The organism is Streptomyces sp. C (genome assembly GCF_000158895.1).
In the GTDB taxonomy this organism is placed as follows: Bacteria; Actinomycetota; Actinomycetes; order Streptomycetales; family Streptomycetaceae; genus Streptomyces; species Streptomyces racemochromogenes.
Genome location: NZ_GG657750.1, coordinates 2405655 through 2419676, shown reverse-complemented (window position 1 = coordinate 2419676; position 14022 = coordinate 2405655). Strand labels below are relative to the sequence as shown.

At 73.9% G+C, this 14022-nt stretch carries 12 protein-coding genes and 2 pseudogenes; 9 read left to right on the top strand and 5 right to left on the bottom strand.

Annotated elements, in window-relative coordinates:
* A partial coding sequence (locus SSNG_RS10685) for an acyl-CoA dehydrogenase family protein (RefSeq protein ID WP_063749880.1) occupies nucleotides 1-1674 on the top strand: 1674 nt, incomplete at its 5' end.
* Nucleotides 1675-1707: 33 nt separating this feature from the next.
* Nucleotides 1708-2892, top strand: coding sequence for a lipid-transfer protein (locus tag SSNG_RS10680; protein WP_007263834.1), 1185 nt, complete (start codon nucleotides 1708-1710; stop codon nucleotides 2890-2892).
* Between the two features lie 57 nt (nucleotides 2893-2949).
* On the opposite strand, the pseudogene SSNG_RS43670 reads toward SSNG_RS10680, so the two are convergent.
* Both SSNG_RS43670 and SSNG_RS39370 read right to left on the bottom strand, forming a co-directional pair.
* Nucleotides 2950-3417 (bottom strand): annotated as a pseudogene (locus SSNG_RS43670) (amidohydrolase family protein); the annotation flags it as partial.
* Between the two features lie 513 nt (nucleotides 3418-3930).
* Nucleotides 3931-4473 (bottom strand): annotated as a pseudogene (locus tag SSNG_RS39370) (amidohydrolase family protein); the annotation flags it as partial.
* A 225-nt stretch (nucleotides 4474-4698) separates the two neighbouring features.
* Here SSNG_RS39370 and SSNG_RS10665 point away from each other — a divergent pair.
* Nucleotides 4699-6003 (top strand): cytochrome P450, encoded by a 1305-nt coding sequence (locus tag SSNG_RS10665; RefSeq protein WP_241695021.1) that lies wholly within the window; start codon nucleotides 4699-4701, stop codon nucleotides 6001-6003.
* Between the two features lie 138 nt (nucleotides 6004-6141).
* Here SSNG_RS10665 and SSNG_RS42015 read toward each other — a convergent pair whose 3' ends face one another.
* The gene (locus SSNG_RS42015; RefSeq protein ID WP_241695219.1) at nucleotides 6142-6504 is read right to left on the bottom strand and encodes a DNA-binding response regulator; all 363 of its coding nucleotides are present in this window, start codon (nucleotides 6502-6504) and stop codon (nucleotides 6142-6144) included.
* 248 nt (nucleotides 6505-6752) lie between these two features.
* Here SSNG_RS42015 and SSNG_RS10655 point away from each other — a divergent pair, with 248 nt between their 5' ends.
* From SSNG_RS10655 to SSNG_RS10645, 3 genes are read left to right on the top strand one after another with little or no spacing between them, the layout of a single operon-like run.
* Complete coding sequence (locus tag SSNG_RS10655; RefSeq protein ID WP_007263830.1) at nucleotides 6753-7625, top strand: MaoC/PaaZ C-terminal domain-containing protein; 873 nt, start codon at nucleotides 6753-6755, stop codon at nucleotides 7623-7625.
* Nucleotides 7626-7683: 58 nt separating this feature from the next.
* Entirely contained in the window at nucleotides 7684-8760 is a 1077-nt protein-coding gene (locus tag SSNG_RS10650; protein ID WP_007263829.1) for a Zn-dependent alcohol dehydrogenase, read from the top strand.
* Nucleotides 8761-8803: 43 nt separating this feature from the next.
* Complete coding sequence (locus SSNG_RS10645) at nucleotides 8804-9745, top strand: 3-oxoacyl-ACP reductase (RefSeq protein ID WP_007263828.1); 942 nt, start codon at nucleotides 8804-8806, stop codon at nucleotides 9743-9745.
* A gap of 102 nt (nucleotides 9746-9847) precedes the next feature.
* Here the strand turns inward: SSNG_RS10645 and SSNG_RS10640 are convergent, their stop codons facing one another.
* Together SSNG_RS10640 and SSNG_RS10635 are read right to left on the bottom strand one after the other, a co-directional pair.
* On the bottom strand, nucleotides 9848-10483 hold the full coding sequence (locus SSNG_RS10640; RefSeq protein ID WP_007263827.1) for an HAD-IA family hydrolase: 636 nt from the start codon (nucleotides 10481-10483) through the stop codon (nucleotides 9848-9850).
* A gap of 45 nt (nucleotides 10484-10528) precedes the next feature.
* A complete protein-coding gene (locus SSNG_RS10635) occupies nucleotides 10529-11707 on the bottom strand; it encodes a hypothetical protein (protein ID WP_128637430.1) in 1179 nt (392 codons plus the stop codon).
* Nucleotides 11708-11883: 176 nt separating this feature from the next.
* On the opposite strand from SSNG_RS10635, the gene SSNG_RS10630 reads away from it, so the two are divergent.
* The 3 genes from SSNG_RS10630 to SSNG_RS10620 all read left to right on the top strand — a co-directional run.
* Nucleotides 11884-12744: a Nif3-like dinuclear metal center hexameric protein gene (locus SSNG_RS10630; protein ID WP_007263825.1), complete on the top strand. Its 861-nt coding sequence runs from the start codon at nucleotides 11884-11886 to the stop codon at nucleotides 12742-12744.
* Nucleotides 12741-13484, top strand: coding sequence for a C4-type zinc ribbon domain-containing protein (locus SSNG_RS10625; RefSeq protein ID WP_007263824.1), 744 nt, complete (start codon nucleotides 12741-12743; stop codon nucleotides 13482-13484). The genes SSNG_RS10630 and SSNG_RS10625 overlap by 4 nt, the downstream gene beginning before the upstream one ends.
* Nucleotides 13484-14022: reverse transcriptase-like protein (locus SSNG_RS10620; protein ID WP_007263823.1), on the top strand; the 539-nt coding region annotated here is incomplete at its 3' end. The genes SSNG_RS10625 and SSNG_RS10620, both read left to right, overlap by 1 nt.

Here is a 14022-nt window from a genome sequence, read left to right as displayed (position 1 = left end):
CCGGCCGGCTGCTGGATCTGGACCCCCGGGCCTCGTCCCGGGACCCTGGCCCGCACCCTGTTCGCCGCCGACGCCTGCGGCACCGCCGCCTGGGCGCTCCACACCGCCGCCGAGTACGCCAAGACGCGCGAGCAGTTCGGCAGCCCCATCGGCCGCTTCCAGGGCGTCAAGCACCTGTGCGCCGACATGCTGGTCCGCCTCGAACAGGCCCGCGCCCTCGCCTGGGACGCCGCCAACACCGCCGCCGGCAGCGCCGCCCCGACCACCGTCGGGACCGCTACCGGGACGGCGACCGGGGCCGCCGCCGGGACGGCTGCCGGGGCCGCGACCGCCGACGGGAGCGGCGGTCAGGCCGCTCAGGCGCGGTCGCTCGTCGCCGCCCTCGCCGCCGCGACCGCCCTCGACGCCGCCTGGTCCTGCGCCAAGGACTGCATCCAGATCCTCGGCGGCATCGGCTTCACCTGGGAGCACGACGCCCACCTCTACCTGCGCCGCGCCCTCGTCGCCCGGCAGCTCCTCGGCCCCGGCGACGCCCACCGCATCCACGCCGTACGCCTCGCCGCGGCCGGCGCCCGGCGCGAGCTGCGCCTCGAACTCCCGCCGGAGGCCGAGGCCCACCGGGCCGCCGCCCGCGCCGCCATCGAGGCCGCGCGCGGCCTCGACCCGGCCGCCGCCCGCCGCGCCCTGGCCCCCACCGGCTACGCGGCCCCCTACCTCCCGCCGCCGTACGGACTCGGCGCCGGACCCGTCGAACAGCTCGTCGTCCAGCAGGAGCTAAAGGAAGCCGGGGTCAGGATCGCCGACCTCGGCATCGCCACCTGGGTCGTGCCCTCGCTGCTCGCCTACGGGACCGACGAACAGCGGGCCGCCCACCTCCTGCCGACCCTGCGCGGGGACACCACCTGGTGCCAGCTCTTCTCCGAACCGGGCGCCGGCTCCGACCTGGCCTCCCTGCGGACCCGCGCCGAGCGGACCGCCGACGGCTCCTGGAAGGTCAACGGACAGAAGGTGTGGACGAGTTCCGCGCACACCGCCGACTTCGGGATCCTGCTGGCCCGCACGGACCCGGCCGCGCCCAAGCACAAGGGGCTCGGCTACTTCGTCGTCGACATGAAGAACACCCCCGGCATCGAGATCCGCCCGCTGAAGGAGATCACCGGCGAGGCCCTCTTCAACGAGGTCTGGTTCGAGGACGCCGTCCTCCCCGCCGACGCCCTGGTCGGAGCCGCCGACGGCGGCTGGAAGGTCGCCCGCAACACCCTCGGCAACGAACGCGTCCACATGGCCGACCAGATGACCTTCGACACCGGCCTTGAGGCGCTGATCGCCCGCTCCGCCGGACTCGACGACTCCTACCGGGCCCGCATCGGCGCGCTCGCCGCCGAGGCGCACGCCCTCGCCTGCATCGGGCTGCGGACCACCCTCCAGCAGGTGTCCGGGCTGGAGCCGGGCGCGGGTGCGTCCGTACGCAAGCTCGTGCAGACCCCCCACCAGCAGCGGACCGCCGAGCTGGCCCTCGAACTGCTCGGCCCGGCGGGCGCGGTGTGCGAGGGCGCGGGCGAGCGGGCGGTGCACGGGGCGCTCATGTCCCGCTGCCTGACCATCGCCGGGGGCACCACGCAGGTCCAGCTCAACGTCGTCGCCGAGCGGATCCTCGGCCTCCCCAGGGACTGAACGACCAACGGACACGGACGAGGAGTCACCGAGATGAAGTCGTACATCGTGGGCGTCGGCATGACGAAGTTCGAGAAGCCGGAGTCACGGGACTGGCAGTACTGGGACATGGTCAAGGAGGCCGGCGGTGCGGCGCTCGCCGACGCGGGCGTGGACTACGGGCTCGTCGAGCAGGTGCCGGTCGGCTACTGCTTCCAGCCGTCCACCGCCGGGCAGCGGGCGGCGTACGAACTGGGCCTGACCGGCGTGCCCGTCTACAACGTCAACAACAACTGCGCGACGGGTTCGACGGCGCTGATGATGGCGCGGCAGTTCGTCCAGGGCGGCCTGGCCGACTGCGTGCTCGCCGTCGGCTTCGAGAAGATGAAGCGCGGCGCGCTGGGCGGCGGCGCCGACGGGGGAGACTTCCAGACGTCGCCGGTGGCCCGGCACTACGGGATCATGGCCGCCGCGCACGGCTTCGAGATGTCCCCGCCCACCGCGCAGATCTTCGGGAACGCGGCCCGCGAGCACATGGAGCGGTACGGGACCACGCCCGCCCAGCTGGCGGCGGTCGGCGCCAAGAACCACCGGCACTCCGCGAACAACCCGAACGCGCAGTTCCAGGACGTGTACACGGTCGAGGAGGTCCTCGCGGCCAAGACCATCCACGACCCGCTGACCAAGCTCCAGTGCTCGCCCACCTCCGACGGGGCCGCGGCGGCCGTCGTCGTCTCGGAGCGCTTCGTGGTGGCCCACGGACTGCACGACAAGGCCGTCGAGATCGTCGCCCAGGCGATGACCACGGACACCGCCGAGAGCTTCGGCGGCTCCTGCATCGACGTCGTCGGCAAGCCGATGACGGCCGCCGCCGGCCGCAAGGTGTACGAGGACTCCGGGCTCGGCATCGAGGACGTCGACGTCGTCGAACTGCACGACTGCTTCTCCGTCAACGAACTGCTGACGTACGAGGCGCTCGGCATGTGCGCGGACGGGGCCTCCGGCAAGCTCGTGGAGAGCGGCGCGACGACGTACGGCGGGCGGTGGGTGGTCAACCCCTCGGGCGGCCTGATCTCCAAGGGCCACCCGCTCGGGGCGACCGGGCTCGCGCAGGCGGCGGAACTGGTGTGGCAGCTGCGCGGCGAGGCGGGCGCCCGCCAGGTCCCCGGCGCCCGGATCGGGCTCGCGCACAACATCGGGCTGGGCGGCGCGGCGGTGGTGACCCTGCTGCGGAGGTAGCTCCCGCGGGGGCCTCGTGCGGGTCGGGTCGGGTCCGGTCCGGTCCGCAGGACCCCCCTACGCCGGCACGAGCCGCGGCATCAGGCGCAGCGCGTTCTCCCGGTTGACGGCCCGGCGCAGCGCGGGCGTGAGCGCCGGGTCCGCGGCCAGCGCGGGGACGGCGACGTCCGTGACCACGTGGGCGGGGCAGGCCGGCCAGTCGCTGCCGAACAGGATCCGGGCGGGGTCGACGGTGGCCAGCAGGGTGCCGGCCGGGGACATGGGGCCGGCGGTGTCGTAGTAGAAGCGGTGCAGGTGGTCCCGGACCACCGCGGGGTCGACCGGGGGGTCGAAGGAGCCCGCGAAGGCCTCCAGCCGGGTCGCGATGTGCGGGAGGAACCCGCCGCCGTGCGGCAGGATCACGGAGAGGTTCGGGAAGCGGTCCAGGGTCCGGTTGCGGATCATGTTGGCGGCGGCGCGGGTGGTGTCGAGGAGGAAGTCGCACAGGAAGTTCGGCACCCCGGGCACGGTCACCCCGGGCGGCCCCCCGGCCCCTGGCCGGCCGGCGCGCACGGCTGCCGGGGGCCCGTCGGCCTCGGTAGCGCGGCCCGCACCCGGCCGTCGGGCTTCGGTGGGCAGGCCCGCGCCTGGCCGTCCGGCTGCGGCGGGCAGGCCTGCGCCCGGCCGTCGGGCTTCGGTGGGGAGACCCGTGCCCGGCCGTCGGGCTTCGGTGGGCAGGCCCGCGCCTGGCCGTCGGGCTTCGGTGGGGAGACCCGTGCCCGGCCGTCGGGCTTCGGTGGGGAGGCCCGTGCCCGGCCGTCGGGCTTCGGTGGGGAGGCCCGTGCCCGGCCGTCGGGCTTCGGTGGGGAGGCCTGCGCCCGGCCGTCCGGCTTCGGTGGGCAGGCCCGCGCCCGGCGGGCGCCCCGGCTCTGCGGGCTCTCCCGGTCGGCGCCCGGCGCCCGGCGTACCGGGGCCGGGCGGGCCGGCCGCGCCCGCCCCGCCCGGTCCGCCCGGTCCGCCGGCCACCGCCGGTACGGCGGGGAGGTTGTGCGGGTGGGTGTCCACCACCGCGGAGCGTTCGTCCAGTTCCGCGAAGATCCCGTCGTACACGGGGTCCCCCAGGTACACCCCGCCGTAGTTGGCGGTGACGTTCACCCCGACCGCGCCCAGCTCGTCCAGCCCGCGGCGCAGCGCCCAGGAGGACACCTCCAGGTCGTCCAGGAACAGCGGGGTGTGGAAGAAGAACCGGCCCGGATGAGCCTCGACGGCCTCCACCGCCGCCCGCAGCGTCACCTCGATGGCCTCCCGCAGCTGCGCGGAGCTCTCGTACCGCGCGGGCAGCATCGGCTTGAGCACGGCCGTGGCGATCCCGGCCCGGTCCATCAGCGCGAGCGCGGACTCCGCGTCCCAATGGGCCCACGGCGGCAGGGCCCGGGGGTTCACCAGCCCCCGCGCCTCACCCCACTCCCGCCACTGCGGCGCGCAGAAGTGGTGGTGGACGTCGATCACCGCCCGGCTGCCGTCGTCCTCGTCATCCGGGGCCGTGGAACCGGTCAGTGACGCACCGCTGGCGGTGAAACCGCCGGCACCGTATTCCGGCATGCGCGCATTCCCTCTCTTCGGGCCGCTGAACGCCTCGCTGAACGCCTCGCCGAACGCGTCGCGGAACGGGATCAGCCACACCTTAGGGCGGGCCCGGTCCGGCGTCGCCCGGACATTCCCGAGGGGGAGGATTCGGCTCCGAACGGGTCAACGCGGTTTTGCCTTCGTTCGGCCCAGGGAAAGGAGCCCACTGTCAATTCCGGGATACCCGAGAGGTATGGGCGCGTGACGACTGAACCGACGGTGGCAGTGGGGGACGGACCCGCCCTCGAAGACGCGCTGGAGGCGGTGACGAAGGGCACGCCCGAATACCGGCAGTGCCCCTATCCGGTCTACCGGTCGCTGCGCGAACAGGCCCCGATCGCCCGGCTGACCCCCGGCCACGGGGTCGACACGTACCTCGTCACCCGGTACGAGGACGCCCACGCGATCCTCGCCGACCACCGCATCGGCAAGGACATGCACGAGGCCATCGACACCTACCACGCCCTCTTCGGGGACGCGTGCGAGGCGCTCGACGACAACCTCCTCTTCGCGGACCCGCCCCGCCACACCCGGCTGCGCCACATCGCCAAGACCGCCTTCACCCCGCGCCACGTCAAGGACCTGCGCCCGCACATCCAGGAGCTGGTGGACGGGCTGCTGGACCGGTGCCCGACCGACGAGCCCGTCGACCTGATGTCCGCCTTCGCCCTGCCGCTGCCCGTCATGGTCATCTGCGAGCTGCTCGGGATCGTCGGCGACGAGCGCGTCGAGGTGCTGAAGTGGTTCGCCCAGGTCACCCGCTCCCGCTTCAGCCGGGACCTCAAGCACGAACTGGTCGAGGCCGAGCACTGGCTGCGCGAGTACTTCACGGACCTGATCCACCGCACCCGCGAGAACCCCACCGACGACTTCCTGAGCGTGCTGGCGGAAACCCCGCACGACGAGGAACCGCTGACGGACGACGAACTCGTCTCGATGATCTGGGTGCTTCTCTTCGCCGGGCACAAGACGACCACCCTCCAGATCGGCAACTGCGTGTACAGCCTGCTGACCAATCCGGAGCAGCTGGAGGCCGTCCAGGCGAACCGGGAACTCCTGCCTCAGGCGATCGAGGAAATGGTCCGTTTCGAGGGATCGGTGGAAACCTCCACTTTCCGTTACGCGCTGGAGGACGTGGAAATCGGCGGGACCCTCATTCCGCGGGGCGCGGTCGTGCAGATCGCCCTCGCCTCGGCGAACCGCGACCCGGAGAAGTTCCCCGAGCCCGACCGGCTCGACGTCACCCGCGAGGGGCTCCAGGGCAACCACCTCGGCTTCGGCTTCGGGGCGCACTACTGCCTGGGCGCGCCGCTGGCCCGTCTGGAGCTGGAGATCTGCCTGACGTCACTGCTGGACCGCTTCCCGGACATGGTGCTGGCGATGCCGTCGGCGCACGGCGGCGACTGGCTCAAGGGGCCGTTCCCCGCCTTCCGGGGGCTGGAGCGGCTGCCGGTGGCGCTGGACCCGTCGCGGACGGTCGACGACTGGACCAAGCCCGCGGGCTGAGCCCCCGCAGGGGCGTCCCGAGGCCCTCCGCCGGCGCCGGCGGAGGGCCTCGGGGATGTTCTGGGACGTTCCGGGATGTTCTGGGAACGTCTGGGGACGTCTGGGGACGTCTGGGACGTCCGGGGATGCCCGGGGCGTCTACGGATGACCCGTGAGCGCGGGGTCGATCACCGTCTCGCCCATGGAGGCCCGGCGCAGGCAGTCCGCGAGGTCCTCGACGGGGCCGTCCCGCAGGACCAGTCCCGCCGCGCCCGCCGCGAGGGCCGCCTCCGGCAGGCCGGGGCGGGCCGAGCGGGCGGTGACCAGGACCCGGCATTCGGGGTCATCGGCCAGCAGGGCGGTCACCGCGGCGACCTCCTCCACCAGCGCCACTTCGGGCCGGGCCACGGGGGAGTCGACCACCTCGATGTCGGGCTGGAGGCCGAGCAGCAGCGCGAGGGCCGGGTCCGGCGGCTCCAGCAGGACGCGCAGCGAGCGGGCGGGCCGGTGCGTCACGGGCATTTCGTCCACCGGCGAAGCGTAACCGCCGGTGTCCGGCACGACCGGCAACACGCCTCGGCCAAAGGTCATCTGACGTGAAGTCAGCAGTCTTCCCAAGTGCTGGGGCGTGCGTTATACATGCCTTCAGCCGCCGCTAGAACGCGTTCTAGAACGCGTCCGGCGTCCGGCTCCGCATACGACCTCGGTGCGGCCGACGGTGCGGACGGCCGCACCGAGGTCTTCCAAGGAACCGAAGGAGCAGCATCCTCATGACGATCGATGCCGCGAGGGCCCTGGCCGCCGAACCCCGACAGGGGAACATCGGCTGGGACCACAAGGACGTCCAGCTCTACCACCTCGGCCTCGGAGCGGGCACGTCGCTGAACGGGCAGAGCCTCGCCACGGACCCCGACGAGCTCCGCTACACCCTGGAGTCCAGGCTCCACGTCCTGCCCAGCTTCGCGACCGTCGCCGGAGCCGGGATGGCCATGCTCGGCGGCCTCGCGGCCCCCGGCATCGAGGTCAACCTCGCCAACGTCCTGCACGGCGGTCAGTCCATCGAGCTGCACCGGCCCATCCCCGTCAAGGGGAACGCCACCTCCTCCGCCAAGGTCGCCGCCCTCTACGACAAGGGCAAGGCGGCGGTGATCGTGCTGCGCACCGAGGTCGCGGACGCCGACGGGCCGCTCTGGACCAGCGACGCGCAGATCTTCGTACGCGGTGAAGGCGGCTTCGGCGGCGAGCGCGGCCCCTCCGTCAAGGAGGAACTGCCTGGCCGCGCCCCCGACCGCACCGAGGAACGCGCCATCCGCGAGGAGCAGGCGCTGCTCTACCGCCTCTCCGGGGACTGGAACCCCCTCCACGCCGACCCGGAGTTCGCCAAACTGGCCGGCTTCGACAAGCCGATCCTGCACGGCCTGTGCTCCTACGGGATGACCCTCAAGGCCGTCGTCGACACCGTCCTCGACGGGGACGTGTCCCGGGTCCGCGGCTACCGCACGCGCTTCGCCGGGATCGTCTTCCCGGGAGAGACGCTGCGCATCCGGATGTGGCGCGAGGAGGGCCGCGTCCTGGTCTCGGTGACCGCCGTCGAACGGGACGACGCGCCGGTCCTCGCCGACACCGTCGTCGAACACTCGTAGCAACCCCCAGACGCCAGACGCCAGACGCCAGACGCCAGACGCCCCAAGGAGCCGCACCGTGCGCGCAGCACTGCAGAGCGAGATAGGCCAGGACAAGCTAGAGGTCGTCGACGACATGGAGGCCGTGGGCTTCGGCCCCGGCAAGGTCAGGATCCGCGTCAAGGCCACCGGCCTGTGCCACTCCGACCTCTCCGCGATGAGCGGCGTACTGCCGCAGCCCGCCCCCTTCATACCCGGCCACGAGGGCTCCGGCGTGATCACGGACGTCGGCGACGGGGTCACCTCCCACCGGATCGGCGACCGCGTCCTCGTCTGCTGGCTGCCGCCCTGCGGCCACTGCCCCGCCTGCAAGCGCGGCCAGGGCCACCTGTGCCTGGAGGCCTTCGGGAACGTCGCCACCCCCAACTTCAAGCGCGCCGCCAGCGACGTCTTCGGCTTCGCCGGCACCGGCACCTTCGCCGAGGAGATGGTCGTCCCGGCCGCCTGCGCGATCCCGATCCCCGACGACCTGCCCTTCGACATCGCCGCCCTCATCGGCTGCGGCGTCACCACCGGACTCGGCGCGGCCATCAACACCGCCAAGGTGGAGGCCGGCTCCTCGGTCGCCGTCATCGGCTGCGGAGGCGTCGGCATCTCCGTCATCCAGGGCGCCAAGGTCCAGGGCGCGGCCCAGATCATCGCCGTCGACCCGGTCGCCTCGCGGCGCGAGGCCGCCCTGCGGTTCGGCGCCACCGAAGCGGTCTCCCCGGAGGAGCTCGCCGACGCCAAGAACCGGATCACCGCCGGCGAGGGCTTCGACTACGTCTTCGAGGTCGTCGGCAAGTCCGCGACCGCGCAGAAGGCGTACGAGACGACCCGCCGCGGCGGCTCCGTCGTCGTGGTCGGCGCGGGCGCCCTCGACGACAACTTCCAGGTCAACATGTTCTCCCTGTTCTTCGACGAGAAGAAGATCCTGCCCTCGATGTACGGCGGCGGCGACGTCCTGCGCTCCTACGAGCGCACCATCGCGCTGTGGCGGGCCGGCCGGATCGACCTGGAGAACCTGATCACCCACCGGGTGCACCTGGCCGAGATCAACGACGCCCTGGACCAGATGCGCACCGGCGTGGCCCTGCGCACCTGCATCGAACTCTGAGACCGCTGCTCACCGCTGCTCACCGCTGAGAGGAACGCCACGGATGTCACTCCCACTTGAGGGGCTCTCCGCCATCGTCACCGGTGCCGGCCGCGGCCTCGGCCGGGCCGAGGCCCTCGAACTGGCCCGGCTCGGCGCGAGCGTCGTCGTCAACGACTTCGGGCAGAGCGGCCGCGACGGCTCGGGCGAGGCCTCCGCCGCCCCGGCGGAGGAGGTGGCCGAGGAGATCCGCGCGTCGGGCGGCCGGGCGGTGACCCACCTGGGCGACGTGGCCGACCACGAGCAGGCCCGGGAGCTGGTCGACCTCGCCGTCTCCGCCTTCGGCAAGCTCGACGTCCTCGTCAACAACGCGGGCATCCTGCGCGACCGGATGGTCTTCTCCATGACGGAGGACGAGTGGGACTCGGTGATCCGGGTCCACCTCAAGGGCCACTTCAACACCACCCGCTTCGCCGCCGCCCACTGGCGGGAACGCTCCAAGGCGGCGGGCGGCCCGGTGTACGGGCGGATCGTCAACACCTCCTCGGAGGCCTTCCTCGGCGGTTCGGCCGGCCAGCCCAACTACGCGGCCGCCAAGGGCGGCATCGTCGGCCTGACCACCTCGACCGCCCTGGCCCTGGCCAAGTACGGGGTGACGGCCAACGCGATCTGCCCGCGCGCCCGCACCCGGATGACCGAGGACGTCTTCGCCGGCTTCCAGGTCCCGGAGGACGGCAAGCTCGACGCGCTCGCCCCCGAGCACGTCTCCCCCCTCGTCGGCTACCTGGCCTCGCCGGCCTCCGCCAAGGCCAACGGGCAGCTCTTCGTCGTGCACGGCGGGATCGTCGCGGTGATGGAACGCCCGCGGGTGGCCGCGAAGTTCGACACGGCCAAGGAGGTCTTCTCCTACGAGGAGCTCGACGCCCTCCTCACCCCGCACTACGACTCCCGCCCGGCGAACGAGACCTTCGCGGCGGCCGAGGTCCTGGGCCTCAAGCACGGCTGAGCGCGTCCGGCGGCGGCCCGGGGAGGGGACCCCCGGGCCGCCGCCGCGCGTCCGCCCGCGCCCCGCCCGTCCGGCCGCCCGCCCGCCGCGCGTCCGCCCGCGTCAGCTCAGGAAGGCGAGCGCCGCGCGCAGGTCGTCCGGGCCGCGGTAGTGCACGCCGGTCATCCCGAAGGCGACGGCCGCCTCCACGTTCTCCAGCCGGTCGTCCACGAACAGGCAGCGCTCCGGGGCGGCGCCCGCCCGCGCGGCGGCGATCGCGTAGATCTCCGGGTCCGGCTTGGCCACGCCCTCCCGGGCGCTGCTGACCACGTGGTCCGCGAGGTCGGTGAGCCCCATCGCCGCCAGGTCCTCGTCCAGGTCCAGGGCGGCGTTCGTCACCAGCACCAGCGAGAGCCCGGCCGCCCGCGCCCCGCGCAGTACGGACACCACCGCCTCGTCGGCCGCGAACGGGGACCGGGTCATCGCCTCCGCCAGCTCCCACGACCGCGCCTCGGCGAAGTCCTCGCGCAGCCGCTCGGCTATGGACTCCGCCCACTGCTCCCGGGTGATCCGGCCCAGCAGCAGCGGCCGGTCCAGCTCGGGGGAGAACGCCAGCTGCGCCGTGGTGCCCTCGTGGAGGCCGGCCAGGCGTTCCAGCGCGGCCAGCCCGCTGGAGTCGTAGAAGCGGATGACGTTGTCGAGGTCGCACAGGACCGCGTCGAAGGGCCTGTCGGTGGCGGGGCGTTCGGTGATCGTCATGCCCCTTCCCTACCACGGGACCCCGTACGCGCCCCCGTACGCGGATCAGCCCAGCGGCGCCTGCTGAAGCGGCACCGGCCGCGGGGCCGGCGGCGGGGGCGGGTCCACGCGCACCGGCGGCGGCGGGGCCGCGGGCTGGCTCAGGCTGACGACGCCGCACGGCACCCCGGGGGTGGAGTACGGCAGGCACAGCCGCCCGTCCGGGGTCCACAGCCCGCTCCCGAGCCAGCCCTCCGGGGCGCCGAGCCGGAAGACGTACCGGTCGGCGGGGCGCCACAGCGCGAGCCCGCCGTCGCCCACCCGGAGCGCCACCCCGCAGGTCTCCGGCATCAGGACCTGCCCCGGCTGCACCGCGAAGGGGTGGGCGTCCTCCAGCCGCAGGCACTCCGGGAAGCGGACCGGGCGCTCGCTGCCCAGCACGCCCCAGCCGAGCCGGGACTCGCCCGGGGCGTCCGAGCGGATCAGCAGCAGCCCGCTGTCCGGGGCCGCCAGCAGCAGCCGGTCGTCGCTGTCCTGCGCGATCTGGAGCAGCGGGCTGACCACCCCGCCCCGCCCCAGGTCCACCGCGACGGCCTTGGTGCGGCCCTCCGCCTCGCGGTCCAGGGCCAGCAGCCGGCCCGTACGGTCCAGCCAGACCCCGCCCGAGCAGCGGCCCGGGACCACCGCGACCCGCTCGGGCCCGCCGGAGCCCCCGGCCACCTGCCAGACGGTGCTCTCCCCGTCCCCCACCGCCAGGGCGAAGGCCCCGCACCCGTCGGGGGACGGCGGCAGCAGGCGGACCCGCAGCCCCTCCTCGGCGTCGACCGAGCCGAGCCGGAACTCCCCGGTGCGGGGGCCGGAGGCGGCGCCCGAGGGGTAGAGGAGGGAGAACTCGTGCCGGTCGGCGACCCGGCGGTGGATCAGCACCTGCCCGTCGGCCAGCGCCAGCACCCCGCTGTCGGCCTCCTCCGGCTGTGCGAGCGGCAGTGGCACCGCGTACGGCTCCGGGCCGCCCAGCGTCCAACGCTCCGGGTAGCGCGCCTCCCCCTCACCGGCCAGCCGGGCCGCGTACGCCCCGTCGGCGGACACCGCCAGGGCGGGGGCCGGGGCCACCGGGGCGGCGGGTGCGGGGGCCGCCACCGGGGCGCCGGGGGCTTCCGGCACTTCGGGGGCCCCGGCCGGCTCGGCGGCCTCGGGGTCCGGGAGAGCGGTGGTCGTCGTGGTCTCGGTGGCACAGACAGTCATCCGGGCCTTCACCTCCGGGGAGGAAGCTAGTTTTCGCACTTCCAGCCGAACAGCACGACCCAGCCCGCTTCACACGTAAGGGTGGCCGACCACCGATTCGCCGGTGGCGGGGGAGGCGGTTGTGCTGGCGCCCCGGTCAGGGGACCGCCGGTCGCCACGGACGGTAGCCTTGGCCCGTGCCCCGTCTCTCTGAAGTCATCGCCGCGCTGGACGCTCTGTGGCCCCCCTCGCGGGCCGAGGAGTGGGACGCCGTCGGCACCGTCTGCGGCGACCCCGATGCCGAGGTCACCCGGGTGCTGTTCGCCGTGGACCCCGTACAGGAGATCGTCGACGAGGCGGTGAAGCTCGGCGCCGACCTGGTCGTCACCCACCACCCCCTCTACCTGCGCGGCACCACCACCGTCGCCGCGGGCACCTTCAAGGGCCGTGTCGTGCACACCCTGATCAGGAACGACATCGCCCTGCACGTGGCCCACACCAACGCCGACACCGCCGACCCCGGGGTCTCCGACGCCCTCGCCGGAGCCCTCGACCTGCGCGTCACCGGCCCCCTCGTGCCCGACCCCACCGACCCGGCGGGCCGCCGCGGCCTGGGCCGGATCTGCGAGCTCGACCACCCCGAGACCCTGCGCGAGTTCGCCGCCCGCGCCGCCGCCCGGCTGCCGCGCACCGCGCAGGGCATCCGCGCCGCCGGCGACCCGGACGCGCTGATCCGCACCGTCGCCGTCAGCGGCGGCTCCGGCGACAGCCTCTTCGCGCAGGTCCGCGCCGCCGGCGTGGACGCCTTCCTCACCGCCGACCTGCGCCACCACCCGGTGTCCGAGGCCCGCGAGCAGAGCCCGCTCGCCCTCGTCGACGCCGCGCACTGGGCCACCGAGTGGCCCTGGTGCGAGCAGGCCGCCGCGCAGCTCGACGCGATCTCCGAGCGCCACGGCTGGGGTCTGCGGACCCACGTCTCGCGCACGGTCACCGACCCCTGGACGGCGCACGTGCCGTCCGCCACACCCCCTTCTAGCGCCTCTGGAGCCCCCAACTGAACGCCGAGCCCGCCGACCAGATCCGACTCCTCGACGTCCAGGCCCTGGACGTCCGGCTGTTTCAGCTCGCCCACAAGCGCAAGTCGCTGCCCGAGCACGCCGAGGTCGACTCGCTGACCAAGGACCTCAGCCAGCAGCGCGACCTCCTCGTCGCCGCCCAGACGCAGGCCAGCGACGCCGCCCGCGAGCAGACCAAGGCGGAGCAGGACGTCGACCAGGTGCGCCAGCGCGCGGCCCGGGACCAGCAGCGGCTCGACTCCGGCGCGGGCATCTCGGCCCGGGACCTGGCGAACCTGCAGAGCGAGGTCGCCTCGCTCGCCAAGCGCCAGGCCGACCTGGAGGACGTCGTCCTGGAGGTCATGGAGCGGCTGGAGGGCGCCCAGGAGCGCGTCACCGAGATCACCGGGCGCGTCTCCGCGCTGGAGGCCAAGCTGACGGACGCCACCGCGCGCCGCGACGCCGCCACCGGCGACCTCGACGCCGAGGCCGCGAAGGTCACCAAGGACCGCGAGGTCATCGTGGCCTCCATGCCGTCCGACCTGATGGCGCTGTACGAGAAGATCCGCGTCAAGCAGGGCGGGGTCGGCGCCGCGCGCCTGTACCAGCGCCGCTGCGAGGGCTGCCGGCTGGAGCTCGACATGGCCGAGATCAACGAGATCAAGGCCGCGGCCCGTGACCAGGTCGTCCGCCACGACAACTGCGGCCGCATCCTGGTCCGTGCGGCGGACTCGGGCATCTGATGCCGCGTTTCGTCGTGGAGGCGGACGGCGGCTCCCGGGGCAACCCGGGCCCCGCCGGCTACGGGGCGGTCGTCCTCGACCCGGCCACCGGTGAGACGCTGGCCGAGCGCGCCGAGTTCATCGGCGTGGCGACGAACAACGTCGCCGAGTACAAGGGCCTGATCGCGGGCCTGAAGGCGGCGGCGGAGCTGGCGCCGGACGCGGTGGTCCGGGTCCGGATGGACTCGAAGCTCGTCGTGGAGCAGATGTCGGGCCGCTGGAAGATCAAGCACCCCGACATGAAGCCGCTCGCGGCCGAGGCGGCGAAGATCCTCCCGCGCGGGCAGGTCACGTACGAGTGGATCCCGCGCGAGCGGAACAAGCACGCGGACCGGCTCGCGAACGAGGCCATGGACGCGGGCAAGCGCGGCAAGCAGTGGGAGCCGTCTACCTCGACGGCCGACCTCGCCCCCGCCCTGGCCGGGCCCCCCGGCGACGCGGCGAAGGGCGCGGCCGCCGTGCGTGCCGCCCTGGCCTCCGGCGGTGGTACGCGGACCCG

What these genes read in the sequence shown, in the direction of transcription:
- SSNG_RS10680 (WP_007263834.1), top strand. Translation starts at nt 1,708, where the DNA reads ATGAAGTCGTACATCGTGGGCGTCGGCATGACGAAGTTCGAGAAGCCG.
- SSNG_RS42015 (WP_241695219.1), bottom strand. Translation starts at nt 6,504, where the DNA reads ATGCCCGTGACGCACCGGCCCGCCCGCTCGCTGCGCGTCCTGCTGGAG.
- SSNG_RS10655 (WP_007263830.1), top strand. Translation starts at nt 6,753, where the DNA reads ATGACGATCGATGCCGCGAGGGCCCTGGCCGCCGAACCCCGACAGGGG.
- SSNG_RS10645 (WP_007263828.1), top strand. Translation starts at nt 8,804, where the DNA reads ATGTCACTCCCACTTGAGGGGCTCTCCGCCATCGTCACCGGTGCCGGC.
- SSNG_RS10640 (WP_007263827.1), bottom strand. Translation starts at nt 10,483, where the DNA reads ATGACGATCACCGAACGCCCCGCCACCGACAGGCCCTTCGACGCGGTC.
- SSNG_RS10635 (WP_128637430.1), bottom strand. Translation starts at nt 11,707, where the DNA reads ATGACTGTCTGTGCCACCGAGACCACGACGACCACCGCTCTCCCGGAC.